25 protein-coding genes are annotated in these 26,285 nt (G+C 67.4%); 12 read left to right on the top strand and 13 right to left on the bottom strand.

Features of this window, described 5'->3' with window-relative positions; all coding sequences use genetic code 11:
- Positions 1 to 89: 89 nt before the first annotated feature.
- The 3 genes from AX690_RS19880 to AX690_RS19870 form a co-directional block, all read right to left on the bottom strand.
- Positions 90 to 1,340: a sodium:proton antiporter gene (locus AX690_RS19880; protein ID WP_066686462.1), complete on the bottom strand. Its 1,251-nt coding sequence runs from the start codon at positions 1,338 to 1,340 to the stop codon at positions 90 to 92.
- The gene (locus AX690_RS19875; RefSeq protein ID WP_066686460.1) at positions 1,337 to 2,407 is read right to left on the bottom strand and encodes an AI-2E family transporter; all 1,071 of its coding nucleotides are present in this window, start codon (positions 2,405 to 2,407) and stop codon (positions 1,337 to 1,339) included. Before AX690_RS19875 ends, AX690_RS19880 begins: the two co-directional genes overlap by 4 nt.
- An 82-nt stretch (positions 2,408 to 2,489) precedes the next feature.
- The gene (locus tag AX690_RS19870) at positions 2,490 to 4,829 is read right to left on the bottom strand and encodes a membrane-bound PQQ-dependent dehydrogenase, glucose/quinate/shikimate family (RefSeq protein WP_231732250.1); all 2,340 of its coding nucleotides are present in this window, start codon (positions 4,827 to 4,829) and stop codon (positions 2,490 to 2,492) included.
- Between the two features lie 232 nt (positions 4,830 to 5,061).
- Here AX690_RS19870 and AX690_RS19865 point away from each other — a divergent pair, with 232 nt between their 5' ends.
- The gene (locus tag AX690_RS19865) at positions 5,062 to 5,565 is read left to right on the top strand and encodes a DUF421 domain-containing protein (protein WP_066686451.1); all 504 of its coding nucleotides are present in this window, start codon (positions 5,062 to 5,064) and stop codon (positions 5,563 to 5,565) included.
- Between the two features lie 16 nt (positions 5,566 to 5,581).
- On the opposite strand, the gene AX690_RS19860 is transcribed toward AX690_RS19865, so the two are convergent.
- The 3 genes from AX690_RS19860 to AX690_RS19850 form a co-directional block, all read right to left on the bottom strand.
- Positions 5,582 to 6,760: a mechanosensitive ion channel family protein gene (locus AX690_RS19860; protein ID WP_066686449.1), complete on the bottom strand. Its 1,179-nt coding sequence runs from the start codon at positions 6,758 to 6,760 to the stop codon at positions 5,582 to 5,584.
- 64 nt (positions 6,761 to 6,824) lie between these two features.
- Entirely contained in the window at positions 6,825 to 7,184 is a 360-nt protein-coding gene (locus AX690_RS19855; protein ID WP_066686448.1) for a hypothetical protein, read from the bottom strand.
- Between the two features lie 123 nt (positions 7,185 to 7,307).
- Entirely contained in the window at positions 7,308 to 8,603 is a 1,296-nt protein-coding gene (locus AX690_RS19850) for an SLC13 family permease (protein ID WP_066686447.1), read from the bottom strand.
- Positions 8,604 to 8,654: 51 nt separating this feature from the next.
- Between AX690_RS19850 and AX690_RS19845 the strand changes: the two genes are divergently transcribed.
- Entirely contained in the window at positions 8,655 to 9,515 is an 861-nt protein-coding gene (locus tag AX690_RS19845) for a hypothetical protein (RefSeq protein ID WP_066686446.1), read from the top strand.
- The gene (locus AX690_RS19840; RefSeq protein ID WP_156449735.1) at positions 9,512 to 10,270 is read left to right on the top strand and encodes a universal stress protein; all 759 of its coding nucleotides are present in this window, start codon (positions 9,512 to 9,514) and stop codon (positions 10,268 to 10,270) included. The genes AX690_RS19845 and AX690_RS19840 overlap by 4 nt, the downstream gene beginning before the upstream one ends.
- Here the strand turns inward: AX690_RS19840 and AX690_RS19835 are convergent.
- Positions 10,267 to 10,722 carry a MarR family winged helix-turn-helix transcriptional regulator gene (locus AX690_RS19835; RefSeq protein WP_066686444.1) on the bottom strand — a complete coding sequence of 152 codons (456 nt, stop codon included), beginning with the start codon at positions 10,720 to 10,722 and terminating at the stop codon, positions 10,267 to 10,269. The two genes, AX690_RS19840 and AX690_RS19835, sit on opposite strands and share 4 nt — an antisense overlap.
- 114 nt (positions 10,723 to 10,836) lie before the next feature.
- Between AX690_RS19835 and AX690_RS23085 the strand changes: the two genes are divergently transcribed.
- The 7 genes from AX690_RS23085 (at position 10,837) to AX690_RS19805 (ending at position 16,391) form a co-directional block, all read left to right on the top strand.
- Positions 10,837 to 11,121 (top strand): hypothetical protein, encoded by a 285-nt coding sequence (locus AX690_RS23085; RefSeq protein ID WP_156449734.1) that lies wholly within the window; start codon positions 10,837 to 10,839, stop codon positions 11,119 to 11,121.
- Positions 11,122 to 11,428: 307 nt separating this feature from the next.
- On the top strand, positions 11,429 to 12,208 hold the full coding sequence (gene otsB / locus AX690_RS19825; RefSeq protein WP_066686435.1) for a trehalose-phosphatase: 780 nt from the start codon (positions 11,429 to 11,431) through the stop codon (positions 12,206 to 12,208).
- A complete protein-coding gene (gene otsA / locus AX690_RS19820) occupies positions 12,196 to 13,611 on the top strand; it encodes an alpha,alpha-trehalose-phosphate synthase (UDP-forming) (RefSeq protein WP_066686433.1) in 1,416 nt (471 codons plus the stop codon). Before otsB ends, otsA begins: the two co-directional genes overlap by 13 nt.
- A gap of 323 nt (positions 13,612 to 13,934) precedes the next feature.
- The gene (locus tag AX690_RS19815) at positions 13,935 to 15,290 is read left to right on the top strand and encodes a chloride channel protein (protein ID WP_231732249.1); all 1,356 of its coding nucleotides are present in this window, start codon (positions 13,935 to 13,937) and stop codon (positions 15,288 to 15,290) included.
- Positions 15,287 to 15,580: a hypothetical protein gene (locus tag AX690_RS23460; RefSeq protein WP_197426926.1), complete on the top strand. Its 294-nt coding sequence runs from the start codon at positions 15,287 to 15,289 to the stop codon at positions 15,578 to 15,580. Before AX690_RS19815 ends, AX690_RS23460 begins: the two co-directional genes overlap by 4 nt.
- A gap of 302 nt (positions 15,581 to 15,882) precedes the next feature.
- The gene (locus AX690_RS23955) at positions 15,883 to 16,017 is read left to right on the top strand and encodes a hypothetical protein (RefSeq protein ID WP_255357086.1); all 135 of its coding nucleotides are present in this window, start codon (positions 15,883 to 15,885) and stop codon (positions 16,015 to 16,017) included.
- A gap of 65 nt (positions 16,018 to 16,082) precedes the next feature.
- Entirely contained in the window at positions 16,083 to 16,391 is a 309-nt protein-coding gene (locus tag AX690_RS19805; RefSeq protein ID WP_066686427.1) for a hypothetical protein, read from the top strand.
- 241 nt (positions 16,392 to 16,632) lie between these two features.
- On the opposite strand, the gene AX690_RS19800 is transcribed toward AX690_RS19805, so the two are convergent.
- The 6 genes from AX690_RS19800 to AX690_RS19775 form a co-directional block, all read right to left on the bottom strand.
- A complete protein-coding gene (locus tag AX690_RS19800) occupies positions 16,633 to 18,144 on the bottom strand; it encodes a PepSY domain-containing protein (RefSeq protein WP_066686425.1) in 1,512 nt (503 codons plus the stop codon).
- Positions 18,144 to 18,707 carry a hypothetical protein gene (locus tag AX690_RS19795; protein ID WP_066686423.1) on the bottom strand — a complete coding sequence of 188 codons (564 nt, stop codon included), beginning with the start codon at positions 18,705 to 18,707 and terminating at the stop codon, positions 18,144 to 18,146. The genes AX690_RS19800 and AX690_RS19795 overlap by 1 nt, the downstream gene beginning before the upstream one ends.
- Positions 18,704 to 21,034, bottom strand: coding sequence for a TonB-dependent receptor (locus tag AX690_RS19790; RefSeq protein WP_066686421.1), 2,331 nt, complete (start codon positions 21,032 to 21,034; stop codon positions 18,704 to 18,706). Before AX690_RS19790 ends, AX690_RS19795 begins: the two co-directional genes overlap by 4 nt.
- An 87-nt stretch (positions 21,035 to 21,121) precedes the next feature.
- Positions 21,122 to 21,310, bottom strand: coding sequence for a hypothetical protein (locus tag AX690_RS19785; RefSeq protein ID WP_231732248.1), 189 nt, complete (start codon positions 21,308 to 21,310; stop codon positions 21,122 to 21,124).
- Positions 21,307 to 22,491 carry a PepSY domain-containing protein gene (locus AX690_RS19780; protein ID WP_066686419.1) on the bottom strand — a complete coding sequence of 395 codons (1,185 nt, stop codon included), beginning with the start codon at positions 22,489 to 22,491 and terminating at the stop codon, positions 21,307 to 21,309. Before AX690_RS19780 ends, AX690_RS19785 begins: the two co-directional genes overlap by 4 nt.
- Complete coding sequence (locus AX690_RS19775) at positions 22,401 to 24,566, bottom strand: TonB-dependent siderophore receptor (protein ID WP_066686417.1); 2,166 nt, start codon at positions 24,564 to 24,566, stop codon at positions 22,401 to 22,403. The genes AX690_RS19780 and AX690_RS19775 overlap by 91 nt, the downstream gene beginning before the upstream one ends.
- Positions 24,567 to 24,874: 308 nt before the next feature.
- Between AX690_RS19775 and AX690_RS19770 the strand changes: the two genes are divergently transcribed.
- Together AX690_RS19770 and AX690_RS19765 are read left to right on the top strand one after the other, a co-directional pair.
- A complete protein-coding gene (locus AX690_RS19770) occupies positions 24,875 to 25,300 on the top strand; it encodes a DUF305 domain-containing protein (RefSeq protein WP_066686415.1) in 426 nt (141 codons plus the stop codon).
- On the top strand, positions 25,284 to 26,285 hold a 1,002-nt coding region (locus AX690_RS19765; RefSeq protein WP_231732247.1), incomplete at its 3' end, for a YncE family protein. The genes AX690_RS19770 and AX690_RS19765, both read left to right, overlap by 17 nt.

Genomic DNA, 26,285 nt, shown 5'->3' with positions numbered 1-26,285 from the left:
AGATGGAACGCAGAGCGGCTTAACCCCGTCCACTTTTTCGGGGGAAGATCAGCTCCGGCTGCGACCTCCTAGTTTGCCTCGAAAAGGATCTAGACCGCAGGCTCGGCTTCGCCGCGGTCGCCGAGGCGACGCGCCACGGCGGGGAAGGTCAGCCCCTGGACCACGACGGAAAACAACACGACCGCATAGGTGATCGACAGCACCCGATCGCGCGGACCTGTGTCGGGCAGGCTGAGCGCCAGCGAGAGCGCTCCGTGCAAGCCGCCCCAGACTAGAACTGGGGTCGCGCCGCAGGCCTCTCGCCGGAGCCGCATGATCGCGCCCCACGGCGCCACAACCACCAAGCGGGCGGCGAGCACCAGCGCGATGGCCAGCAGCCAGAGGCCCGCGTCGCGCCAGGCCAGGCCAAGCACCGCGAGTTCCAGCCCCAACAGCAGAAACACCGCCGCGTTGAGGATTTCGTCGACGAGGGCCCAGAACCCGCGCACGTACCGCCGGGTCGTGTCACTCATCGCCGTCTGAACCCCGCGATCGCCGACCAGCAAGCCCGCGCCCACGGCCGCGATCGGCCCGCTGACTTCAAGCATCTGCGCGAGGCTATAGGCGCCGGCGGCTAGGGCCAGGGTAATGGCCACCTCCACCGCGTAGTCGTCGATGGCCCGGGTGGCGAGGATCGCTATCCAACCCAGCGCCAGGCCAAGGAGGAGACCGCCGGCGGCTTCGAGCCCAACCTGGCCAAGGGCGGTCAGCGGATGCAGTTCGCCGCCTCCGGCGGCCACCGCCACCGCGGCGCTGAAGATGACGACGCCGACGCCGTCGTTGAACAGCGCCTCACCTTGCAGAACGGACTGTAACGGTTTGGAGAAGCCGCCATTTCGCACGGCGGCGAGCACGGCGATCGGATCCGTGGGACTGATCAGCGCGCCGAACACCAGGGCCCAGGGGAGCGGCAGCTCGACGCCCAGCCCTTTGGCGCCAAGCCAAAGTCCGCCCCCCACGATCGCGGTCGAGGCCATGACCCCCAGGGTCGCCAGCGTCCATATCGCCAGGGCTCGACGACGCAAGGCGGCCAAGTCGACCTGCAAGGCTCCAGCGAAAAGCAGGAAGGCCAGCAGATAGTCGAGAATGGCCTTGGTGAAATCGACGCGGCCCAGCGTGGCGATCGCCGCCGCCGCCCCGCCGCCGGGCGCGATCCAGCGTAGGAGCAGGAGGCCCGCCGCGCCAAGGCTACCGGCCAGCACCATCGCCACGCCGGTAGGCAGGTGAAGCAGCCGCACATTCAGCCACCCGATCGCCGCCACAAGGACCAGCAGCAATGCCGCCAGGTGAAATGGCGTCATGGCGTGGTCTTGCCCTCGCTGATCTCGCCAGGAATCTTAACGGCTTTGCCAAGGCTCTCCCGGACATAGAGGCGCTTGAGGAACACGAGGCCGACAACCAGCAAGGGCGTGGCCAATACGACCCCAAGCGGCCCCAGCAGGACCCCGAACGCCAGCACCCCGAACAGACTCAGGACGGGAGGCAAATCCACCGCTCGGCGTTGAATGAAGGGAAAGATCAGATTGCTCTCGATCTGTTGCACGGCGACATAGACAAGGACCGTCCAGAGCACCATGGATGGGCTTTCCTGCACGGCGATCAGCAGCGCCGGGACTACCGAGACGATGGGGCCCACGATCGGCACGAACGAAGCCACGCCAGCGAGTATGCCCAGCGCCACGGGCGATGGCAGGCCGATGAGGGCCGTTCCGACGCCGGTCATCACCGCAACAACGGCCATGTCGGCGAAGGTTCCCAAAAGCCAGAGCCGAAGCGCCCGGCCCGCGGTGTCCAGGACCGCGCGCATCGTGCTCGTTCGAGACTCGGGAACGAGCAGCAGCAGCCCCTCGCGGGCGGCCGCGGGCTTCAGCGCCAGATAGACGCCGGCCACGAGGGCCAGGGCGGTGTTGGTCAGGGCGGAGAAGGCGTTTAACGCATAGCCGCCGACGCGTCCGGCCACACCCTGCACGCCTCCCGCCAAGGTCCCCGCGTTGAAGGAAAAATCACTCAGCGCCGCTCCGAACGGCAAGCGTTCGAGAAGCGTACGCAGCTGCGCTTCATCGCGGGGCAGGCGCGCCGCCAATCCGTTCAATTGGCCAACCACCGTCGCGCCGAACAGCCAGCTGGCCGCGGCCAGCACGGCGACAATAACGAGACCCGATACGACCAGGGCCGCGCCCTCGGGCAATCGCGCGCGCCGGCTTAGCGGATCGGCCAGGGCGCGCAGCAACACCGCCACGATGACCGCGGCGAAAGCGATCAAAGCGACATGGGCCAGCCGCCACACTAGAAAGACCAACGAAACGGTCGCCAGCAGGGCCAAGGCCAGGCGCGCGGAGGAAAGGGTGCGGTCGGGCGAGTCGGTCATGAGCCTCGTGGCCATGTCTCGACGGTAGACCGCCGCAGGACGTGTATGACCCTTGGGTCACGTCGAATAGCGGAGAGAGCGATCATCGCGGCAAGGCGTAGGCGACCAGGGCGTCGCCGATCGGCGTCTCCATGAAGTGATGGCCGCCGGCCATGATCACCAGATACTGCCTCCCGCCCGCCTCATAGGTCATCGGCGTGGCCTGTCCGCCAGCGGGCAACACGTCGCTCCACAGCGTCTTTCCGGTTTTCAGATCGATCGCGCGGATCAGGTTGTCGGTGGTGGCGGCGATGAAGATCACGCCGCCGGCCGTGACGACGGCGCCGCCATTGTTGGGCGTGCCGATCCGCAGCGGCAGATGCGAGGGGATTCCGAACGGACCGTTGGTCCGCGCCGTGCCGATCGGCCGGTCCCACAAGGTGCGACCGGTCTTCAGATCAATGGCGCGGATCCCGCCATAGGGCGGTTCCTTGCAGAGCAGGCCCGTCCCCGGCAGGCGCCAGCCGGCGTTGACGTCGATGGCGTAGGGCGCGCCGATCTGCGGATCACCCGCGCCTTCGGCGCCCTTCTTGAGACTGCCGCCGCGTTCCTCGCCACGCGGGGCCCAGCCCTTCTTGTCGGCCTCGGCCCGGGGCACGAGCCGATTATAGTTGGGCATGTCGTTGTAGTTGGCCACGATCACGCCGCGCGCGGGATCGATGGCGATACCACCCCAATCCGAGCCGCCATTGTAGCCAGGGTACTCGATGTAGCGCTGCGTGGTCTCCGGCGGGGTATAGAAGCCCTTGTAAGCCGCGCGGCGAAACTGGATGCGGCAGATCATCTGATCGATCGGCGACATGCCCCACATGCGCGCCTCGGTCAGGTCAGCCTTGCGCAGGGTATGGAACAGCGAGAACGGCTGCGTCTTCGAGCGCTGATGCGGCTCGACGCCGCCTTGCGGTACGGGCCGTTCCTCGACTCCGGTGATGGGGGCGCCAGTGCGGCGGTCCAGCACATAGAGATCGCCCTGTTTGCTGGGCAGGATCACCGCCGGGACCACGCCACCCGCCGTCGGGTAATCGACGAGCGTGGCTTGTGATCCCAGGTCATAGTCCCAGACGTCCTTGCGCACCGCCTGGAAGGACCAGACCTTCTTGCCGGTTGTGACGTCGAGGGCGACCAGCGAGGTCGAATGGGCGTTCTCCAGGGGCGACCGTAAGCTGCTCCAATAGTCGACGGCGCTGTTGCCGAGCGGCAAATAGACAAGACCCAGGGCTTCGTCGCCCGTCGCGGTGGTCCACATGTTTGGGGTGCTGCGGGTGTAGGTCTCGCCGGGCGGAGGCGCGCCCGTACGGTCGGGCCGAGCCATATCCCAGGCCCAGCGAAGCTTGCCGGTGACGGCGTCATAGCCCTGGATCACGCCGGACGGCGCGTCTCGCTTTTGGCCATCAAGCACCTGATGGCCAGTGACGACGACGCCGCGCACGATGGTCGGGGCTGATGTGATCGAAAACATCCCGGGGACGTGCTGGCCGATCCCCTGAGCGGTGTCGACCTGTCCGCCAAAGCCAAAATCCGCGCAAGGACGGCCAGTCCTCGCATCGACCGCGATCAGGCGCGCGTCCAAGGTGCCTTCGATGATGCGCGTGGCGCAGGCCTGGCCCGGCGCTGCGCCGGGCACAGCGTAGTAGGTCACGCCGCGACAGGCGGCGGTGTAGGGAATATTGGCGTCCGGAACCTTGGGGTCGAAACGCCAACGCGTCGCCCCGGTCTGCGGGTCCAGCGCGATCAAGATGTTCTTGGGCGTACAAAGATAGAGCGTGTCGTCGACCTTCAGCGGGGTGGTCTCGGCGCCATACGTTTTGCGGGCGGTCTCGGAGGCGGGGAGGTCGCCGGTATGGATCAGCCAGGCTCGCTTGAGTTTGCCAGCATTGTCAGGTGTGATTTGAGCGAGCGTTGAGTAGCGCTGGGCCCCGTACGTCCCGCCATAAGCCGGCCAATCGGCGCCCGCGACCTCTCCGGAGACAGGCGCGCCGCCGGACGGCGCGGCGGTCGCGCCGCCTCCTCCTAGCGCGCTGGCGCCGAAGATCCCGGCTACGACCAGGGTCGCCGCCCCGAAAAGCGCAAGCGCCGCACGGCGCGGGCCGCGCTGAGGGGTGAGGGCGGGCGCGCAGGCCAGGACGAGAAGTAGCAGAACATACGGTCCGACGATGCGTGGAACCAAAGCCCAGCCGTTCAGTCCGGCTTCCCAAAGCGCCCAGGCCAAGGTCGCGACGAAGATGGCGCTATAGACCCAGACGCCCACAAGGCGCAGACGGACGAGCAGAACACCGGCGGCGACGAGTCCAAGACCCGCCACTAGGTAATAGGGCGAGCCGCCGAGGCTGAGGAGCCACGCTCCCCCCACCGCCAACACCGCGCCGATCGCTGCGAGGATCACGGCGAAAACTCTCACCGCCAAAGACCTCACGGGCCAAGTTGTGGTCGCCTGGTCCATCGCCGCAGCCCTCCGCTTGCCGCGACCGATGCGGTCGCGTTCAGGTCTAAATGCGCGTGGCGCGGATGCGTGGCCTCAAAATGTCGTGTAGCGAGCCAATGGCCGCGACGATCTATCTGGCGCTGCTTGACGACAGATCAGGAACTTCGCCGACACCGCGAAGCGTTTGCGTGGAATGTTCTTCGACACTCTCCACGATCTAATCCGCGTCGCCGTCGTCTCGACGCTAGCCTACGCTTGGCTGGTCCTTGTCCTGCGGGTCGCCGGCAAGCGCGCGCTCTCCAAGCTCAACGCCTTTGATCTCGTGGTCACCGTCGCTCTCGGGTCGACCCTGGCCAGCGTCTTGCTGACGAAGGACGTGGCGCTGCTGGAAGGCGCATTGGCCTTCTGCATGCTGGCGGTGCTGCAACGGGCGGTGTCGCGCGTCTCGGTGTATTGGCCCGGCTTTGGCCGCCTCGTACGGTCGGAGCCGCGGATGCTGGTGGAGAATGGTCGCATCCTCGGCCGGGCCATGATCCAAGAGCGGATCACCCAGCCTGAGCTCGAAGCGGTTATCCGTAAGGCGGGGTTTGGCCGGATCGAAGATGTGGCCGTCGTCGTCCTTGAAACCGACGGCGACATGAGCGTGATTGGTCGCGGCGAGACCCAGCTTACCGTCCTTGGGTCAGTGTCGCGCTAGACCGTCGTCTCCGAGCCTAGTTTGGCGCGGCGCGAGCGGCGGCGAGTTCGGCGATCTGCTGTTCAGGCATGACGACCTTCAAATGCGGGAACGGAATTTCGATTCCCGCCTCGTCGAAGGCCAGCTTGATACGGCGGTTGTACTCACGGCCGACCGTCCACTGCTGCAAGGGGAGGGTCTTGATCCTCGCCTTCAGGACCACGCCGCTTTCCGCGAGATTGTCGACGCCGACGACCTCGATGGGTTCGAGGATCTTGTCGGCGTAGTCCGGGTCCGACTTCAGGCGGGCACCAACCCGCTTCATCAGCGACAAGGCGGCGTCGAGATCCGAACCGTAGGACACCTGCAGATCGAAGACGTAATAGGAGAAGCGCTTGGTGAGGTTATGCAACACCTGGGCCTCGCTGTAGGGAAAGACGTGGACGGTCCCGTCGAAGTCGCGCAGGCGGATCGTCCGCAGGGTCATTTGCTCGACGAGGCCGCCGCTGTCGCCGATCCGGATGATGTCGCCGACCGAGACGATGTCCTCGACGATCAGGAAGATGCCGGTCAGGAAGTCCTTGACGAGGGTTTGGGCGCCAAAGCCGAGCGCCACTCCCACGACACCCGCGCCCGCCAGGAGCGGGCCGATCTTCACGCCAAGTTCCGACAGCGCCATCAGCGCCGCGACGATGACGATGGCGGTCTGGGTAATGCCGCGCAGCAGGGGCGCCAGCGTGGAGAGCTGAGCCCGGCGACGGGGCTCCTCGGCGCGTTCGGCGAATCGTCCCATGGCCCGCCCGATCGCGAGGCCGACGAGCTCGAAGGCGGCCACGGCCGTGATCAGCACCAGCACCAGACGCAGAAGGCCCATCACCAGTTGCGCGCCCATGGGCGTGGCGGTCCAGGCCAGAAGATTGAAGCCCCATATGTCGGCGATGAAGAGCACGGCGGCGAGGCTTGACATGGTCTGCACTGCCCAGCCCGCCAGACGCGCCAGGCGATGGGTGCGCACGGTCTTTTCGGCGTCCGATGGGCCTGGCAGACGGTGCGCGCCAACAAGCGTCAAGCGCCGCGCCAGCCGGCCCGCGCCCCAGGCTAGGCCAATCACCACGGCGGTAAGCGCCAGGTTGATCAGCAACGCCGCCAGGCTCAGGGTGGAAAAATGCGCGAGCAAGCCCCGTAGGGCCGCAAGCATGCGTTCGCTAGCCGTCATCGGCGTCCTCCTCTGGAAGCAAAAGGTCTCCGCCGAAGGCGGCTTCAGGCTAGCGCTGCAGCGCTCAGAGCGAGAGGGGCTCGCGCTTGAGCGCGCGCCGGATGCGCAAGACTTGAGAGTCGGGCGCGCGCCAGTCGGCTTGGTCAAAGACGGCGTGCTCGGCCTCATCGAGCAGCATCGACCTCACGCCCCAGGTCTCCAGCAGGGTCTTGGCCAGCTGCGGCGTCTTGCGCTGACCGGTGGGCTCACCGGCCAAGACGGCCAGGGTCGCGTGGGTCTGAGCGCTCGCGGCGAGGGCCATGCCCGCCGTTTGGAACGGACCGATGACGCCGACTTGCGCCTCGTAGAGATCGGCCATGATCCGGGCGGCTTCGGCGGCGTCGCCGCAGATCAGAAGAATGGTGTCCTTGTCGTTGTCGTGCATGTGCTCCCCGTGGTCTGGAAACCTGTTGAGTGGCTTCCAGAAGATCGTATCACGATCTAATGTGGCGGCTGGACACTATGGGGTGACGATATTGTGACCCCCGCCAAGGGAACCAAACCTCGATCAGAACGGGAAGAAGGCTGGGATCGCGCCCATGCCCGCGGCCCAAGTGATCAGGTTGAGCGGCGCGCCGATCCGCACGAAGTCGATATAGCGGTACCCGCCGAGCTGATAGACGAGGACATTGGTCTGGTAGCCAAACGGCGTGGCGAAGGCGGCGCTGGCGGCCATCATCACCGCCACGAGGAAGGGGCGGGGACTGACGCCCAGGCTTTCCGCCAAGGCCACGGCCACCGGGGTTAAAAGGACCGCGACCGCCGCGTTCGAGAGGATTTCCGTCAACAGCAACGTCGCGCCGTAGACGAGAGCCAGGGCGTAGAGCGGGCTGAGCCCGTGCAGCCAACCGACCAGTTGCTCGGTCGCGAGCGCGGCGAGGCCGGTCACCTCCATCGACAGCCCCACCACCACCATCCCGGCGATCAACAGCAGGATGTCTGGTCGTAACCCGCGATAGGCCTGCTCGACGCCGATCACGCGGATCAGGACCAGGGCCACTGCGCCCGCGAAGGCCGAGGCCGCGATGGGCAGGAGTCCCGTGGCGGCCGTGACGACCACCACAATGAAGACCGCCAGGGCTGCGATGGCCTTGGCTGGCTGAAACGGTGGATTCGACGGATAGAGGGTCGGATCGTCACCAATCAAGGGCGCGCCATGGGGCGGCGCTAGCGGCGCGCGTTCGGGCTGGGGATCGGCCACCAGAAGCCTTGGTCCCACGATCAGCAGATAGAGGCCGCCCACTGCGGCCACGATCAGGGCGACCGGCGTCACTTCGAACAGGCTGAAGGCGGGTTGCCCAGCGTTGCGAGCCATGTCGTTGACCAGGAGATTGGTCGAAGTGCCGATCAGGGTGCACGCCCCGCCGAGGATCGTGGCGTACGATAGCGGGATCAGGAAGCGCTTCGGCGAGAGCGACAGCCCCTGAGCGACGTCCCGCACGACCGGCGCGCCCAGCACGACAATCGGGGTGTTGTTGAGGAAGGCCGATGCGACGCCGCAAAGGCCAATCACCACCCAGAGCCCCGCGGCTCCGAGGCGCGCGCAGAGCTTGGTCGCGCCGCGGATCATCAGGCCCAGAAGGCCCGACAGCTCCATGGCGTAGGCGATCACGAACAGCGAGGCCAGGGCGATGATCGCCGGACTTGCGAAGGCGCCTTGGGCCTCGATCGGGCGCACGGTGCGGGTCGCCAGCAGGACCGCCGCGCCGGCCAGGGCCACGACGTCTGAGCGGAGCTTGCCGTGGATCAGGGCGGCGACCACGACCACCAGGACGCCAAGCGCGATGAACTGCGGCGCGGTCATGGCCTGAGCACAAGAGGTTGCAATCGAGACCTTGTCTTCTAGGCTAACGACATGAGCGACAATAGGCCAAGGCCCCCCGACCGCAAGTTCGCCCTGGTCGCGCCGTTCGCCATCGGCTTGGCGGCGGTTGTGGTGTTGGTCGTGCTGCTGCTCAAGCCTACGCCCGGCGCGAAGGCCCCGCCTGCGCCCGAGCCGCCCCCCGTCGCCGAGACCGCGCCTCCGCTCGTGGCCGCCGCGCCTGTCGCCAGCGCGCCCTTGGGGCGAGCGGAACTGATCGCCGGCGCCCGGGCCGCTGCAGCCGCCTACGCCGCCGGCGAGCTGGCCGAGTCCAAGGGGCTGGCCGGCAGGACCTTTCTGGTGCGTCTGGCCTTTGGTTGCGGTGGTCCGCTGGTCGATCCGGGCGCGACCCAGGCCTATTATCAACGCGACGCCGCGGCTGGGACGGTGCGGCTGGTGGCGCGTCCGGCGGTGCTGACCGACCTGCCGCTGATTCGCGCCGCGCCTCTGCCGCCCAAGACCGAAGCCGTCGAGGGCTTCTGGCTGCCGCGTCCCTGGCTCACGGCCGAGGGCTGCCCCAAGCGCCGCCCCGTCGCTCCGCCAGCGACCCCAACGCCGGTGGAGGCCCCCAGCCTGGGGTTGGTGGTCTTCCATGACGAAGAGAGCCCGCGCGCCGCGCGCCGCGGTGATCGTCCCTATGAAGTCGTGATCAAGTCGCCCACGAGCGACGGCGGCGCGGCGACGAATTTTGTTTTGGTGATCGAAGGGCGGCTCACCGGCTTCGCCGATGGGGCGGCGGTTCATTGCTGGAGCGAGTCGGCCGAGCACCGTCCGATCTGTCTCTTCGGCGCGGCGCTGGACCGCGTCGCCTTCGAGGACGACAAGGGCGCGACCCTGGCCCAGTGGCCGACATGACCGGGCTCGCGCCGGCCGCGCCGCCGCTTGTCTGCGCGCTGGTCGATGCTTCTGGTTACGCCGCCAGCGTCGCCGAGCATGGGGCCTGGCTGGCCGAGCGTTTGCGCGCGCGGCTGGAGCTTCGGCACGTGCGCGAAAAGGCCGAGACCGCCCAGGAAGGCCGTGAGCTGCTGGAAGGGCTGGCCGCGGGGCTCGCGGACCAGGGCGCGGCGCCGCCCCAGCTTAGTTTAGGCGAGGGCGGGTTGCTGGGCTCGGCCCTGACCGCCGGCGCCGCCGCGGTGATCATGGGCAAGCGAGGACAACGCGCCGCGCAGCAACGCCAAAATCTTGGCCGTCATGTCGAGCCGCTCGTGCGCGCCATGACGGTGCCGGTCTGTTTGGCCTCGCAGGTCTTCCTGCCGATTCACCGCGTGGTGGCGGTCACCGACGCTGATCCGGCGCGTCGCGCGGCGATCGATCTCGTGGCGCTCCACGCCGGTCCCGATGTCGAGCTTGATGTCGTGGTGGTGTCGCGGGAAGGGGACGCGGTCGAGGACAAGCTCACGCAGGTTCGCCAAGCGCTGGACGGTAGCGCCCAAGCCTTCGCTATCCGGGCCGAGCGGATCGGCGAGGCGGTTTGGCGCTATCTGCTGGATCGTCCCTCGGACCTGATCGTGATCTCGCGGGCTGTGCTGCTGGGCGAGAAGGGAGCGGGCTTGCACGCGGCGTCGCCGCAAAGTCTTTGGGCGGCCCGGGCCAGCGTCGTCGTCTGTTAAGGGCGTTCGCCAGTGGCGCGGCGAGCCGCCTCGATGATGTCCGCTAGGATGTTGGCTCCATCGTTCAGGCGCGCGAGGTTGCGACGCGAGATCGTCTCCAGAATGTCCTCGCCCTTGGGGCGCAGGGTCAGCACCACGCGGCGACGATCGGCGTCGGACTCGCGGCGGGCCACCAGCTCACGCTCGACGAGGCGCGCCACCAGTTCGACGGTGCTGTGGTTCTTGATCAGCAGGCTTTCGGCGAGCTCGCCAATCGAAATCGGCCCCGGACCGGGGTGGGCCTTGATGGCCAGCAAGGCTTGATGCTGCTGGCTTGTCAGGCCGTGGGCCCTTGCGCCTTCTTCGCTAAACGCCAGGAACTGGCGGATCGCATATCGAAAATCACCGAGGGCGCGGTAGTCGGATTCGGCGAGGGCGGGTTCGGCCACGGAGGCGGGCGGGCGTTTGGGCAAGGCGAGGTTCCAACGCCACGCTCAAGCGTGACGTGACCGTTGTCTAGCACACTCTGAAACAGCCGCTAGCTGGGTCATTTGACCAATATATCGTGAAGCGATATTTATCTTCGAATGGCTGGGATTCCTAATGATACGGACCGCCGGCCCGGACCGTCGATGCGCGCGCATCCGGACCGGCGCGCGCCGACGGCTCACCGCGTCTGGCGGGTTTGGATGGTGTTGGCCGGGGCGCTCGTCATGGCGTGCGCGGGCGCCCTCGCGGGGCAGGCGATCGGCATGGACGAGCTGGCCACGCCGCGCCTGAATGGCCCGCGACTGCGCGTCTCGACGCTCGCCGGGGTCACTTCGACCTCACCATCGCGTGACGAGCGGCCCACTGGCGTATGGGCCTGCTAAGGTCATCCGGCGGTTGGCCCCGCTCCGCACAAGTCTGCGACACGGTTCGCCGTCCCGTCCGACGGCCGCTCCATCTAGCTGGAGATTTTCCGCGCCGCGCACGGCGCCGACTTCGAAGAGGGCTGTTTATGACGATTGATCCCATCCACGCGCCCCGCCGGCCAACGCGGCCAAGCGCCCAGCCCCCGTCACGGTCGCCATCGCCGCGCTAGCCAGCCGCGTCATCGAAGACCGATTGCCCCGTCCGCGCCGCCGCCGGCGTCGGGCGCCCGACCGTCCTGTTTGGACGTCCGCCAGGGAGATCTCCATGACCGCCCAAATCATCGCCTTTCCCGATGCGCTGACCGCGCCGCCCGTGCTGTCGCCCGAAGGGGACGCGCTTTTCCTGGATCTCGACGGCACGCTGGCGCCGATCATGGACCGTCCCGACGCGGTCGGGCCGGATCCACGGCGGACCTTTGTCCTGCGACGCCTCGTCCAGCGCTTCGATCGTCGCGTCGCCATCGTCAGCGGCCGCACGCTGAAGGAAATCACGGCGATCACCGAGAACGTCGTTCCGGCCTTGGCCGGCGTCCATGGCCTTGAGCGCCGCGGGGTGCCGGGCGACCATCAGGCTGCGGTTCCCGATCCCGACCTCGCCGAAGCGCGTGAGATTTTCCAGAACCTCGCCCGATCCCAGCCAGGCCTCATCTGTGAAGACAAGGGCGTCAGCGTGGGGCTGCATTATCGGGGTTGTCCCGCCGCGTGCGAAGCCGTGCGAGAGGCCGCTCGCCGCTTGGAGGCGAGCACGGACCTCCTCCTTCAGGAAGGAGACATGGTCGCCGAACTGCGCACGCGTGGCGACGACAAGGGTGGGGCGGTCAAACGTTTCATGGCCGAATGGCCCTTCCAGGGGGCGCGCCCGGTCTTCGTCGGCGACGACCTGACCGATGAGGACGGCTTTCTGGCCGCCCAGGCGGGCGGAGGCTTTGGTGTCTTGGTTGGGCCGCAGCGCCGGGTAACCGTGGCGCGTCACCGCCTGGAGACGCCCTGCGCGGTGCTGGCGTGGCTGGAGACCTGTCTTGGAGGCGACAAATGGGTCGGTTGATCGTTGTCTCCAATCGCGTCAATCCGCCGGCCGACGCGGGCGTCGAAACCGCCGGCGGCCTGGCCATGGCCCTGGCGGCGGCGTTGCGCGAATATTCCGGGACCTGGTTTGGCTGGAGCGGCGAGACCGTGGAGACCTTCACCGGCCAGATCTCGATGCAGAGGATCGGCGGGGTCACCGTCGCCCTGATGGATCTGGAAGACCAGGACCGCGAGGAATATTACGACGGCTACGCCAATCGCACCCTCTGGCCGCTCTTCCACTCGCGCACCGACCTGGCTGCCTATGAGCGCTCGTTCGACGCCGGCTACCAGCGGGTCAATCGCCGGTTCGCGCAGACCCTCGCGCCGCTGATTGGGCCAGGGGATCTTGTCTGGGTGCATGACTATCACCTGATACCGCTCGGGCAGGAGCTACGGGCGCTGGGCGTCACCAACCGGATCGGCTTTTTCCTGCACATCCCTTGGCCAGGGCCTCGCACCCTGACAACCCTGCCGCAGCATCGACGTCTAGTGGAGACGCTGCTGGCCTATGACCTTGTCGGCTTCCAAAGCCAAGACGCCCTCGCGGCTTTCGGCGAATATGTTTCGCGAGAGCTCGACCTGACGATCGACGGCGACGAGGTCGTGTTCGACGGGCGCACGACACGCGTCGCGGCTTTCCCCATCGGTATCGAGGGGCAGGCCTTCGCCGAGCTTGCGGACAGCCCAGTGGCGGCGGCGGCCTTCGCGCGCATGCGACAGAGCCAGGCAGGCCGGAGAATGATCATCGGCGTCGATCGGCTCGACTATTCCAAGGGGCTGGAAGAACGTTTCCTCGCCTACGAGCAGATGCTGGCGGACCATCCCGATCTGGCCGAACAGGTCTTTCTGCTTCAAATCGCGACGCCTAGCCGGGACGCGGTCGAGGCCTATCAGGAGATCCGCGCGCGGCTCGATGCGATCTCGGGCCGCATCAACGGCGCCTACGCCACCGTCGATTGGGTGCCGATCCGCTATGTCAATCGCAGCCACCGCCGCGACGAGCTGGCCGGGCTCTACCGCGCCGCTCACGTCGGTCTCGTCACGCCGCTTCGCGACGGCATGAACCTTGTGGCCAAGGAATACGTCGCCGCCCAAGATCCCGAGGACCCAGGCGTGTTGATCTTGTCGCGCTATGCTGGCGCGGCCGAGCAGATGACCGACGCCTTGATCGTCAATCCGTTCAGCCGCGAGGATATGTCGGAGACCTTGGCGCGCGCTCTGGCCATGTCCCGTGAGGAGCGCCGAAAACGTTGGCGGCGTCTGATGGATGGCGTCCTGGCTGATGACGTCACGGCCTGGCGTGATCGGTTCGTGCGGGCCCTGCTCGACGATCGCGTGACCGTGAGCACCGCGAGAGGCGACAGATCGAAAGCATCGTGATGCGAGTTTTCATCGGATGATCTCCGACGCGCGCGGCCGCCAGAGCCGCCGCGGGGAGGAGACGCGCCATGAAAACAGGCCGCCCGATCGGTTTGCCGATGGAAGTCGTCGTTATTGTCGCGACGGTGCTGATTTGCATGGCCATCGTTTGGTCGCGCGTCTCCAGCTGAGCCGCGCCTCGCCCCCCGTCTTACGGTCGCTGATCAGGACCCGCGACTTGACCTTACCAGGCGGCCTGGGTACGGCGTCATATATCGTGACGCGATGTAATGTGTCCGTTTGTTCGGTTTCGCAGCGCGTGCGGTGGCAAAGATGTCGTGTCCATGAACTCGCCTCTCCAAGCGCTCGATCGCCAGCGCAAGCTCGTTCGTCTCAGAGCCCGACGGTCGATGCGCACCGGCGCTGTTGTCGCCGCGGCGGTGGGCGCGGGCGCGGCGGCCGTCGGGTTCGCGAAGCTCTGCGACGCGGCCATGGAAGCCCATGCGCGATTGCTTTCAGGCAGGTCCTGGCTTGGGCCATTGCTCCTCGTGGTCGGCCTGCCGCTTTGCGTGGCGTTGACGCGCCGACTGGCCCCGGCCGCCGCTGGCAGCGGCATACCGCAGGTGATCGCCGCTGGAGAGATTGGGCGGGGGCGCGATAGTGGCGGCGAGAAGATCCATGACGAACGCGTCTCGATCCGAACCGCAATGATCAAGGTGGCCTTGGCGGCCCTGCTGCTGCTCTGTGGCGGCTCGATCGGCCGCGAGGGGCCCACGGTGCAAGTGGTCGCCGCGGTGATGGTGTTCCTGACGGGCTGGCTTCGCGGAGGGCCTGGCCGCCGAACTTTGCTGATCGCAGGGGGCGCGGCTGGGGTCTCGGCGGCGTTCAACACGCCCATTGCCGGTATTGTGTTCGCCGTGGAGGAACTCGCCCGGGGCTTCGACAAGCGCGCTAACACCGTGGTCATCCTGTCCGTGGTCTCGGCGGGGGTCGCGGCCTACGCGCTCGGCGGCAACTACGCCTATTTCGGGGACATGTCTGGATCGGCCGGCTGGAACGCCTGGGTCAGCGCGGCCCTGATTGGCGTTGGCTCGGGCCTAATGGGCGGGCTCTTCTCGCGTCTGATGGCGGCCGTTCTGGTCGGCGACAATCCTGTCCGCCGCTGGAAGGATGGTCGCCCCATCATTTTCGCCACTGTTTGCGGGGGCGTCGCGGCCGCCGCGGCCTTGCTGAGCGGCGGGGGCGCCTATGGCGCGGGCTACGCCGAGGCCAAATCGCTGCTCTTCGGCAAGTTCGCCTCGGGCTGGGGTCTCGCGGTCGGAAAGTGGATCGCGACCCTGGCGGCGGCGGTCAGCGGCGCGCCGGGCGGCATCTTCGCGCCGTCCCTGGCGACGGGCGCCGGTCTTGGGGCGCTCTTCTCGCACATGGCGCCGTGGGCGGGATCCCGCGAGGCGGTGACCTTGGGCATGGCCGGTTACTTGGCGGGCGTCGTTCAGGCGCCGCTGACCAGCGCCGTGATCTTGATGGAGATGACCCGCGATCCAGGTTTGGTTGGCCCCTTGCTGCTCTGCACGCTGGTCGCGCGCCGCTGCTCCGAGGCCATAGCGCCCGTGCCGCTCTATCACGCCTTGGCGCGCGCCTGGACCCGACCACGGCGGCGATCCGGCATGGCCGCCTCGGGAGGGGGACCGCACCCTTGAGCTTGCTCCGCGCGGCTCTCCGGCTGTTTTTCGGGGGCGCGGTGCTGCTTCTCGGCGGCGTCGCGGTCAGCGTCATGACGCGCGACGCCTGGTTGATCGTCGGCCATGTCGCCAGTGTGCTCAGCGCGGTGATCACCGCGCTGGCCGTTCTGCTTCTTGTTGCCGCTGGGATTCGGCGGCTGGCTTCGCCGCCCTGTTCGGACGCGGCGAAACGCGATGATCAGCGCGGCATGGATGGGGTGTCGATACCGGTGGAGCGGCCCGTTCGCGGTGGCGGCGGCGGGACGTGACGTGCGCGATACGAGGGGAGGGGCGGCGCGGACGCTGGCGGAGGGTTCGCCTCCAGTCGCGCGATATGGTGCTTCATCTCCTCGATCTCGCGAAGCTGCGCGTCAATGACGCCGTCGGTCAGCTCCCGCACCTGAGGGTCCCGAATTTTCGCCCGCTCGCTGGTCATCTTGCCCAGGTCTGCAGCTAGTGGGCGAGGAGTGATCATGTCCAATACAAAGCTGGTGACCCCCACCGAAGCCGCCCGCCTGATCGAGGCGGGGCGAACCCTGGTGCTGGCCGGCGACGAGACGATACTTCGTCATTGCCCAAGGACTCATGGATTGGCGGCGCCGCGGCCAACTTCATCACCGCTGACGGCGGTGTCACCGATCAGGCTCATGTCCTGGTGACCGACATCACCGACTATGCCGCATCGACGGCAAGGCCGCCAACCTAGCTCGCTTCATCACTGACCAAGGCGTCGACACCCAACTGCCCCTCGTCGCCGACTTCAACGGCGCGATGATCAACGTCTCGATCCAGTCGGTGGATGTCGAGGCGGGCTGCGTGAAGCTCTACGCCCCGGGTTTCACAGGCGTGACCTACCGGTTCGCGGAACCGATCGCCGACTACGTCTCGGAGTTCGCGGGCCAGGTGGGGGAAAAGGCCGAGCAAAGCACGGTCTTTTTCTGCAACTGCATCCTGAACTACGCCTATGCAAATCTCGAAGGAAAGCGGACTGGCGATTTCGTAGGGCCCGTAACCTTCGGCGAGATCGCCTACATGCTCAGTCAGACGCTCGCTTACCTCACGGTCGACAAGGTCCACTAGTCTCACCTTGCCGAGGGCGTCGCAAAGGCGCGGCGCCCTCTGGCAACGACACCGCCTATGACCGGTAGACGAGGCGGGCTCGCCGATATGAAAGCCGGGTCGGGCCTCGGCCTGGCCCGTAGTATGCGGCATCGCCGAGGCGGCTAGTGGGCTTGTGAGCTACGAGGTGGCGGCGACCGCTGGGAGATGAGGATCGACGTATCGTGGGGCAACCATTGGCGGCCCGTCCGCCGGAGCTTCGTCAGCACCTGACAGGGTAGCCCCGGGGCAGGGTGGTTAGCGCCAGGGTCAACGCCGCCGCGAGCAACGCCGCGTCCATCGCCCAGCCGATCGGATCGGCCATAACGCTGACGTGCGACGCGCCGTGCGCGATGGCCGTCAGGGCGAGGAGACCAGCGCTGATCCGACGCAGCATGATGGACAGTCCGCGTGGAGTCCCAAAGACGGCAGAGCCGCATGCGATCAGGGTCGCCAAACCCCAGACCGCCACCGGGGCTGGGATGGGCGATAGCAGGCTGACCAATGCCGAAAGGCCGTAGGCGAACGGCTGGCTCCAGGCGAAGGCCACCCACAGTCGTTCCCAGCCGGGCGCGGGGCGGCCCTTGTCGCGACGACGCGCTAGCCAGATGGCCACGCCGCTGGCGGTCACGGCGGTGAGGCCAAGACCCAGAAGGAAGTAGGCAATCTTCACTGGCCACCCGCCGAACCAGCCGAAATGCAGCGGGGTCATGGCCGACAGCACGCGAAAGCCCAGCGAGCCGCTCTCGTATCCGACTTCGCCCAGAATCCGGCTCTCTCCATCGACGACGACCGTCTCGCCACGCGACAGACGTCCCTCGGTGGCGAGATTGATGATGGCGTGTTGACCGCGTTCGCCGGGGTGCTCGACATAGATGTAGGTTGGCTGGGCGTCGGGATAGCGAGCCGCGATGTTGGCGAGCGCCGCGCCAACGTCGATGACCTTGGCGGCCGGGCGCGGGTCGTCCGCGACGGTTGGGCCCCGGAAAAGCGCGTAGGCCTTGCTGGCGTCGCCCTTGAACGTGGCCAGGGCCAGGACGCCGACGATGATCGTCGTCAGGCCCAGGAATGCCCCGGTCAGCGAGACGGCGAGGTGAAACGGCAGGCCCCAGACCGAAATCCGGTTATGCAGATCCGCTTCCTGCAGGCGCTTGGAGCCGCCCCAGCGGAAGGCGAAGGCGTCCCTGAACACCCGCGGATGCGACAGTACGCCCGAGACCAGCGACGACAGCAGCGCCACGCCCGTCAGCCCGACCACGAACCCGCCCCAGGCGCGCGGGAGGTGCAGCACCGTGTGGAGCTCGGTCTGGAACTCGGTCCACGGCGTTCGCGCCTCGCCGACGAGCCGGCCGGCTTGGTCGGCGACATAGGTGCGTTCGCCGCCGACCGCGTCGTCGCCGTGGACGCTCAGACGCGGATGATCGGGCGTCGGCAGGCGCACGAGCAGGTCGTGAGCCTTGGGGTTCTTGGCCAGGGCCGCCCGTACGGCGGCGTCCACCGCCTGGGGCGAGACGGTCCGCAGAACGGGACCTTCCGGCTGCTCCCAGCGGGTGAACTCCTGGGTGAACACCGCCACCGATCCGGAGAAGCAAACAAGATAGATCAGGGCGGCGAAGGCCAGTCCTAGGGCCGAGTGGCCGGCCAGCATGGCGCGCACGAACTCGGCCGGGATCTTCGGCCAGATCGGCTTGCCGACGGCCTTGGTCTTCGCGGGCTTGTTGGAAGAAGCGTCCATCACAGGGCCCCCTTCAGAAAGGCCGCGCCCAACGTCAGGGTCGCGACGCTCGCCAGCACGGCGAAGGCCCGCAGGATCTTGTCGTCAGACAGGGTCCAGGCCATGCCGCCGGCCCACAGGAAGGGGACGATCAGACCGCCGATGACCATCCGGCTCTGGACCTGGCCGGGCGCGCAGATCGCCACCGCCAGGCCGCAGCCCAGGGCGGCGACGCCCGCCAGCGGGCCGGCCAGGAAGCCGCGCAGCCATCCGCGCCAGGCGACGCGTCGGCGGTCCGAGGGCTCGGGCGCCAGCTCCCGGGGGGCCTTGTTCCGAGCGCTGCGGCGCTCGACGCCGGCCGCGACGAGGGCGAGCACCGCCATGGAGCCCACCGCCAGAATGGCCGCGGGGCCGCGCGCGGGTCCCATCAGCGGAACCGAGGCCCCGATCGCCAGGACCAGCAGGCCCCACCCGCCCAGGATCAGCCAGGGGCGCTGGGGGCTTGGGCCATCCCAGGCCCGCTTCAGCAAGGTCGCGCCCGCGAGGGGCAGCGGCGTCAGGGCCAGGACCCAGAGCGCGCTCACCAGCGGGTTTCCAGGGTCAGGCCCAGAATCCGGGGCTCGCTCAGCATGGCCACGCCGGTGTCGCCGCGGACGTACTGGGCGTAGGTCGCGTTCAGCAGGTTCTTGCCGTAGACATAGGCCCCCCAATGAGCGCGCTCGTAGCCAAAGCGGCCATTGAACACGACGCGTTTCTTGACGACGTCGTCCTGCGCCTGCTGCAGGCCCGCCGAGGAATAGCTGCCGGATCGGAAGTTCCCGTCCAGATGCGCGATCAGGCCGTTGGTCCAGCGATAGTCAGCGCCCATCGCCACCGTCCAGTGCGGCGCGTAGGGGAATTCCGATCCCGCCAGGTTGCGTGTGTCGACGCCCGAGGTGATCGCGAAGTCGTCGAACTTGGTCTTGGTGCGGCCTAGCGAGGCGTACCATGACAGGGCCTGATTGACGCGCTGGGCGACCTCAAGCTCGAAGCCGTAAAGATGCGACTTGCCGGCGTTGCGGACCTCGTAGTCATAGCTGTTGATGCCCAGGTTCACCGTCACCTGCTGGTCCTTCCAGTCGACATAGAAGGCGTTGGCGTTGACTGTCAGGGTCCCGTCCAGCCAGGCGGTGCGCAGCGAGGCCTCGTAGTTCCAGGTGTATTCGGGGTCGTAGGCCGCGACCGTCGAGCGGGCGATGTTCACCGTCGAGCCGCCAGAACGATAGCCGCGCTGGGCGACCAGGCTGGTGTTGATGTCGGCCGTCCAGTCGTACTTGACCCCCACCTTGGGCAGGAATGCGTTGAAGGATCGGGCGTTCTTGGGCGCGGATGAGCCCGCCTGGGCCACCATGTTGGTGACGAAGGCGTTCACCAGCGTGACGTATGGCGCGTAGGCGCCGAAGCCGGCGGCCGAGGGATAGGTCCCGGTGAAGCGGGCCAGCTGCGTGCTGGCGCTGGTGTTCTTCTCATGGTCATAGCGAAAGCCGCCCAGCAGGCTCAGCTTGTCGGTCAGCGTGTAGCTGGCGTCGGCGAAGATGGCGCTGGTCTCGATCACCGAGGGCTGGTCGCCCGAATAGTCCACCGGGATGACCGGCAGCGCCGAAACGTAGAGGTTGGCGAACGCGTTGGCCTGGGCCGAGGCGGCGGCCTGTTGGGCGGCGGTCGGGTTCGGGACGCTGGCCAGCAGGGTCGCGGTCAGGGTGTTGACCAGGGTGGCCCTGGGGAAGTCGACATTGACCTGGCTGGTGGTCTTGTCCTGAGCATCGCGCCTGGCGTGATAGAGCCCGATCAGGCCCTTCAGGCGCTCGCCGTCGTAGTTCAGGCGCAGTTCCTGCGAGGCGGTGTCGGTGTTCTCGCGGCGCGCGCCGTAGGACGTCCGGGCCGGCCGAAAGTCGATATCATAGACGGACCGGGTCTTGACCGTGTTCAGCGACGCGATCGCGTTCAGCGTCAGGGCGTCGCTAATTTTGTAGGCGACGTCCGCCGTCAGGATGTCGGTCTTGGTCTTGGTGCGGTTCGGATCGCCCGACAGGTCCACCCGGTGCTTGTAGTATTCGGGCGTGTCGATGCGCGCATAGGTGAACAGATAGCCCGCGTCGCGGTCGCTGTGGGCGTAGGTCAGCGTCGCCTTGAGGCCCGGCAGGGCGGTCGGGGTGAACAGCAGCTTGCCGCGGACGCTGAGGCTGTCCAGCGCGTCGATGTCCCGCTTCAGCGTGGGATTGTAGATGAAGCCGTCGCTGTCCTTCTTCTCGACCGAGGCCCGGAAGGCGAGCTGGTCGGCGACGATCGGGCCGCCGCCAGCGATCGCGTAGGTGCGCTCATCGCCGCTGGCGAGGTTCACCCGCGCCCGGAACTGGGGCGCGTAGGTCGGGTTGGCCGAGGTGATGACGACGGCGCCGGCCAGGGAGTTTCGGCCTTGCAGGGTCGATTGCGGCCCCCGCAGCACCTCGACCTGGCCGATGTCCCACATCTCGAGCGGGCCGCCATAAACGGCCTCGAGCGGCAGGGCCGCGCCATCGACATAGACCGTCGCCAGGCCGCCGGTCCCGCCGCCCGAGACGTTCATGTTGCTGACGCCCCGGATCGTGAAGCCGGTCTTGCCGTAGGTCTCGCTCATGTTCGCCGTGCGGGCGACCACGTCGTAGAAGGTCTGGATGTTCTCGCGCTCGATGCGGGCGGCGGTGGTCACCGCGACGCTGGTGACGGTCTGCTGGAGGGAACGCGAGGTCTTCTCGCCCGTGACCACGACGGCTTCGACGGCGGTGGACTGGTCGTCGCTCGGGAGGTTGGCGGGAGCGATCTCCTCGGCCCAGGCGGCCTGAGCCAGGCTCAGGATCGTGAACGAGCAAGCGGTCAGCAGACAACGACGCATGGAAATCCCCGGACGAAACATGACCGAGGGCGCTACTTTAGATAATATTGCAAGTCAATCGCATTTGCATCCGGGCGCGGGGTGGCCTCAGCGCCGTCGCGCAGCGAGCGCCCAGACGAGCACCGCGATCGAGCACGCCAGCGCACCCGCGCCCACCTCGTCCCAGGCACCGTCGCCCAGCAGCGCGGCGAGTAGGCCAAAAACGCTAAGTGTCGCGACCCCGATCGGGACGCGGAACACTTGCCACAAGGTCAGATGATGGCCGCTGGACTTCATTGGGCGCGCTTCCGCTTGGCCAGCCAGAGATAGAGGCCAGATCCCAGGATCACGATCGTGGCGATATCCAGCAGCGCCCAGACCATCTTGAGGCCAAGGCCGCCGTAGTCGCCAAAGTGCAGAGGCTGCGACAACGATAGCGCCTTCACGTACCAAGGCGTGGGCGCCACCGCCGCCAGCTGGCCCGTCCGCGCGTCGATCAGGGCCGGGGTCGTCAGGTGCGCGGTCAGCGGCGTGTCGCCGTGGAAGAAGACCGCGTAGTGATGGTCGGTCGAGTAGCTTGAGCCGGGAAAGGCCACGAACTGCAGCGTCATGCCGGGCAGGGCGGTCTTGGCGCGGTCCACGGCCGCCTGCAGGGAGCTGCGCTGGCCCAGCGGCGCTGGAGCGTCATAGGCCTGCGTCAGCTCCTTCAGCGCGGTGTTTTTCCAATAGTCGATGATGGGCGTCGCCAGGGTGTTGACGACCCCGGTCGCGCCGACGACCAGCACCCAGGCCACGGTCACTGCGCCGAGCAGGTTATGATAGTCCAGCCAACGCGTCCGCGCCTGCTTGCCGGATCGCACCGCGCCGAACGGCAGGCGGCGCATGAACGGCGCGTAGAGCACGACGCCCGAGACCACGGCCGCGATCAGCAGCAGACCCATAGCCCCGAGAAACAGCATTCCCGGCAACCCCAGGAACATGTCGGTATGCAGCTGGAGCAGAAACTCCATGATCGGATGACCGGCCACCAATGGAGCGGCGTCGCCGCTGGTCTGGTCGATCGGCTGGAAGCTGTAGACGCCCGCCTTGCCGCCCGGCTCGATGCTGGTGACGTTCACCACCGGCCGGTCCTCGTCGAAGCTCATGAAGGCCGGAACCTCTCCCGGCTTGCGCGCCAGGGCCGTCTCCAGCACCTGGTCGAGGTTCAGCTTGGGCCCGACCGGATGCGCAGGCCGCCAGGGCTCGCTGAGTAGGACGTGCTCGATCTCGTGTGTGAACACCAGCGGAAGGCCCGTGACGCACAGCATCAGCAGGAAAGCGGTCGAGACCAGGCTCGACCACTTGTGAACCCACGACCAGGCGCGGAGCGTCCGGGCCCTCATCCGGCCTAGAAGTCCGTGCTGACCGACAGGCGCAGGGTGCGCGGCGCGCCCAGCGTCAGGTAGTTCGCGCCGGGATAGCCGCCGACCGCGATCCACTGATCCTTGCCGGCCAGGTTCTCGATGCGGGCGCGCAGGGTGACCGGGCGGCCGCCGGCCTCGAAGGCGTAGCGGGCGCCGGCGTCGAGGCGGGTCCAGGCGTCCAGGCTGACCGTGTTGGCGGCGTTGGCCGGTTGCGAGCCGGTGTGGGTCACGCGCCCTTCGACGGTCAGGCCAGGCGCGGCCTTGACGTCCCACTCGACGTTCAGATTGGCCTGGAAGTCCGGAACGCCGATCGGCGACCTGCCGGCGAGGCTCGTTGCCAGGGCGCGATTGACCTTGGCGTCCAGCCAGGTCGCGCCGCCCAGCAGGCGCATGCCATCGAGCGGTTGGCCATAGACCGTCAGCTCGACGCCCTTGTTCTCCTGTTCGCCGCCGTCGGTGTAGCGACGGCTGGCGGTCTCGAAGAACTCGCTGGGCTGGGCCGTGCGGAACAGGCTGACCGCGCCGCCGAACGCGCCGGCGTCGTACTTGGCCCCAACCTCGGCCTGCTTGCTGCGGAACGGCGAGAGGATCTCGCCGGCATTGGCGACGACCACGCCGTTCACCTGAGCGGGAGCGACCTTCCCCGGAACGAGCGCCTCGGCGTAGTTGGCGTAGAGGGAGATCCGGTCGCTGGGCTTGAACACCGCCGCGAGCGCGGGAGTGGTGGCATGGCCGTCATAGGCCGCGTTCCGCGCGCCGGTGTTATAGTCGTAGGAGCGGGTCTGGACGTCCTGGTAGCGCAGGCCGGCGGTGAGCAGCAGCTTGCCGTCCAGCACTGACAGGGTGTCGGCGATGGCGAGGCTCTGGTTCTTGGAGCGCTCGGTGACGTTCGGATCCGACTTGGAGCCGCCCACGAAGAAATTGGGGGTCGGGGCGGGCGCCGCGACAGGGCGGTAGAGGTCGCTGGCGAAACCGGCGAAGTTCGAGAAGGCGTAGGCGTTCCTGGATTTCAGGCTCACGGAGGCCGCCGAGACGACGATCGCGTGGCCGACGGACCCCGTCTCGAACTTGGCGCGCAGGCCGGCGTCCGCCGAGACGACGGTGTCCTTGCGGACGTTGTCGAAGCGATAGGCGGAGAGCGTCCCGTTCGGCTGGGCCGTCGGATTGGCCAGGACGTTGTCTTCCTTGCCCTTGCGACCGCCGATGGCCGCCCAGGCGCTGACCGCGTCGGTCAGGTCGAACTCGCCACGCGCGGCCCCGAACAGTTGGCGCTCGTCGGTATAGGCCCAAGGTTGGGCGAAGTTCTCGCTGGCGTCCGGCGCCTTGGGGATCGCGCCGGCGGGGGTGACGGTCGGGCGCGGGGCGTCGATGTGATGGTCCTGCCAGCCCAGGTCGGCCGAGAACCGGGCGCGGTCGCCGCGACGGTCGAGGCCCAGGCCGACGACCTTCAGGTTCCGCTTCTCGTTGTCGACCGCCGTTTCGCCGTCGCGGAGAGCGAGATTGGCGCGCGCGCCGTAGGCGTCGTTGTCGCCGAAGCGGCGGGCCACGTCGGCGGAGCCGTAAAACTGGCTCCCGCCGTCCCAGCCGGCGGTGAAGCGCGTCAGCGCCGCGGTCGGCGCGCGCTTGGGCATCAGATTGAACGCGCCGCCGACGCCGCTGCCGCCCGGCGCGGCGCCGTTCAGGAAGGCGTTGGCGCCGCGAAACACGTCGACCCGCTCCACCAGCTCGGCCGCCACGAACTGCCGGGGCAGGACGCCATAGAGGCCGTTATAGGTCATGTCGTCCGAGTACACCGGAAAGCCGCGTACGATGTACAGCTCCTGGAAGTTGCCAAAGCCCTTGGAGACGCGGACAGTCGGATCGTTCTGAAGGACGTCGGCGATGCTGCGCGCCTGCTGGTTCCGAACCAGGGCCTCGGTGTAGCTCGTGATCGCGAACGGCGTGTCCATGGTGTCGAGCGCGCCCAAGAGGCCAACCCGCGCGCCCTTGGCGATCTGGCCGCCGGCGTAGGCGGGCGGCAAGCGCACCTGCGACCCGGTGATGACGACTGCGTCCACCCGCGTGTCGTCGGCTTGGCGAGCGAGCGCGGGACCGGCCAGAGCGGCGCAGACGAAGGATGACGACAGCAGCCAAGCGAGACGAGGGGGCATTGCAAGATCCAGATACTGCGAGTGCGTCGCAGTATCTTTGTTGGCGCCGGCTTTCAAGGTTTCTCTGATCGATGAGGCCGGGTCTGGACTGCGACGAGGCACAGGCCGACCAATGTTCCAGCGATGAAGAGTCTTGGCGTGATGCGTCTCCGACGGTCGGGGCGACCTGAACCGTGAGACGCCCGCCATCGACGATTATTCCCAGCCCACGATTTTTTCCGTCATCGTCGATGTCGCGGGAATAACCTGCGGCCTGAGGGCGTCTAACGACCGAGGCGGTTGATCGCCTCGCGGTCCGGAGACCTTCCATGTCCTCGCGTCAAACGTCTTCTAAACGCTCGGGAGGATGGTCCCTGGCCTTCGCCGCGGTGCTGGCCGCCACGCCGCTGGCGGCCAGCACGCCGCACCGAGAGTTCATGAGCGCCAACGACGCGGCCATGATCAAGATGATGGCCGACATGGACATCAAGCCATCGGGCGATGTGGACCGCGATTTTGTGAACATGATGATCCCTCACCACCAGGGCGGCATCGACATGGCCATCGCCGAATTGCGCTACGGCAAGAACGAGCAGCTGCGCCGGTTGGCCCAGGAAATCATTGTCGCCCAGCAGCAGGAGATCGCGGCCATGCGCCTGGCTGTGGGCCAACCCCTGCCGCCTTCCAATCCCTCCCCGACGACGCCGGCCCCGCACGGCTCGACGAGCGCCGCCCACCATGGCCAGGAACACTGAGATGAAGATCGCCCTGCTTCTAAGCTCGGCTCTGGCGCTCTTGGCCGCCATGCCCGCAAATGCCGGCCAGGCGCCGAGAAAGGCCCGCGACCCGGATATCGCCGTCTCGCATCGAGACCGGGTCTACGCCGCCGAGCAGTTCTCCAACACCGTCTCGGTGACCGATCCGGTCGACAATCGCCTCCTCGGTTTCATCAAACTGGGCGATCCCGCGCCGGGCAATCTCAGTCCGCTCTACAAGGGGCAGCTGCTGGTTCATGGCCTCGGCGCCTCGCCCGACCACAAGACCCTTGCCGTGGTCTCCATCGGTTCGAACGCCGTTTCCTTCATCGATACGGCCACCAACGCCGTCAAGCACACCACCTATGTCGGACGCTCGCCCCACGAGGCGTTCTTCACGCCTGACGGCAAGGAGGTCTGGGTCACGGTGCGGGGCGAAAACTACATCTCGGTGATCGACGCGGGGACCTACGCCGAGATCGCCCGGATCGTCACCCCCGCCGGCCCCGGCATGACGATCTTCTCGCCGGATGGCCGCTACGGCTATGTCTGCTCGTCGTTCAATCCCGAGACCGTGGTCATCGATGTCGCCGCGCGTGAGATTGTCGGACGCGTCACGCAGCCAAGCCCTTTCTGTCCCAACATCGCCGCGACGCCGGACGGCGCGCAGGTGTGGTTCACGCTAAAGGACGTCGGCAAGGCCGTCGCCTTCAACGCCCGTCCGCCATTCAACGTGCTAAAGACCTTGGACATTGGTCCGATCACCAACCACGTGAACTTCGTACGCACCGCCAAGGGCCAGTTCGCCTACATCACCGTCGGGGGCAAGAACGAGGTGCAGGTGTTTCGAACAGACGACTTCACCAAGGTAGCGACCATTCCCGTGGGCAAGCTTCCGCACGGCCTCTGGCCTTCGGGGGATGGCGCACGGATCTATGTCGGACTGGAGAACGCCGACGCGCTGGCCGTGATCGATACGGCGACC

The organism is Caulobacter sp. CCH9-E1, from assembly GCF_001556515.1.
Taxonomy (GTDB): Bacteria; Pseudomonadota; Alphaproteobacteria; order Caulobacterales; family Caulobacteraceae; genus Caulobacter.
This window is presented reverse-complemented; position numbering and strand designations above follow the sequence as displayed.

Bases quoted from the DNA above. Each gene is read 5' to 3' on its own strand.
- AX690_RS19880 (WP_066686462.1), bottom strand. From the start codon at position 1,340: ATGACGCCATTTCACCTGGCGGCATTGCTGCTGGTCCTTGTGGCGGCG.
- AX690_RS19875 (WP_066686460.1), bottom strand. From the start codon at position 2,407: ATGACCGACTCGCCCGACCGCACCCTTTCCTCCGCGCGCCTGGCCTTG.
- AX690_RS19865 (WP_066686451.1), top strand. From the start codon at position 5,062: ATGTTCTTCGACACTCTCCACGATCTAATCCGCGTCGCCGTCGTCTCG.
- AX690_RS19860 (WP_066686449.1), bottom strand. From the start codon at position 6,760: ATGACGGCTAGCGAACGCATGCTTGCGGCCCTACGGGGCTTGCTCGCG.
- AX690_RS19855 (WP_066686448.1), bottom strand. From the start codon at position 7,184: ATGCACGACAACGACAAGGACACCATTCTTCTGATCTGCGGCGACGCC.
- AX690_RS19850 (WP_066686447.1), bottom strand. From the start codon at position 8,603: ATGACCGCGCCGCAGTTCATCGCGCTTGGCGTCCTGGTGGTCGTGGTC.
- AX690_RS19845 (WP_066686446.1), top strand. From the start codon at position 8,655: ATGAGCGACAATAGGCCAAGGCCCCCCGACCGCAAGTTCGCCCTGGTC.
- AX690_RS19840 (WP_156449735.1), top strand. From the start codon at position 9,512: ATGACCGGGCTCGCGCCGGCCGCGCCGCCGCTTGTCTGCGCGCTGGTC.
- AX690_RS23085 (WP_156449734.1), top strand. From the start codon at position 10,837: ATGGCTGGGATTCCTAATGATACGGACCGCCGGCCCGGACCGTCGATG.
- otsB (WP_066686435.1), top strand. From the start codon at position 11,429: ATGACCGCCCAAATCATCGCCTTTCCCGATGCGCTGACCGCGCCGCCC.
- otsA (WP_066686433.1), top strand. From the start codon at position 12,196: ATGGGTCGGTTGATCGTTGTCTCCAATCGCGTCAATCCGCCGGCCGAC.
- AX690_RS19815 (WP_231732249.1), top strand. From the start codon at position 13,935: ATGAACTCGCCTCTCCAAGCGCTCGATCGCCAGCGCAAGCTCGTTCGT.
- AX690_RS19805 (WP_066686427.1), top strand. From the start codon at position 16,083: ATGATCAACGTCTCGATCCAGTCGGTGGATGTCGAGGCGGGCTGCGTG.
- AX690_RS19800 (WP_066686425.1), bottom strand. From the start codon at position 18,144: ATGGACGCTTCTTCCAACAAGCCCGCGAAGACCAAGGCCGTCGGCAAG.
- AX690_RS19790 (WP_066686421.1), bottom strand. From the start codon at position 21,034: ATGCGTCGTTGTCTGCTGACCGCTTGCTCGTTCACGATCCTGAGCCTG.
- AX690_RS19785 (WP_231732248.1), bottom strand. From the start codon at position 21,310: ATGAAGTCCAGCGGCCATCATCTGACCTTGTGGCAAGTGTTCCGCGTC.
- AX690_RS19775 (WP_066686417.1), bottom strand. From the start codon at position 24,566: ATGCCCCCTCGTCTCGCTTGGCTGCTGTCGTCATCCTTCGTCTGCGCC.
- AX690_RS19770 (WP_066686415.1), top strand. From the start codon at position 24,875: ATGTCCTCGCGTCAAACGTCTTCTAAACGCTCGGGAGGATGGTCCCTG.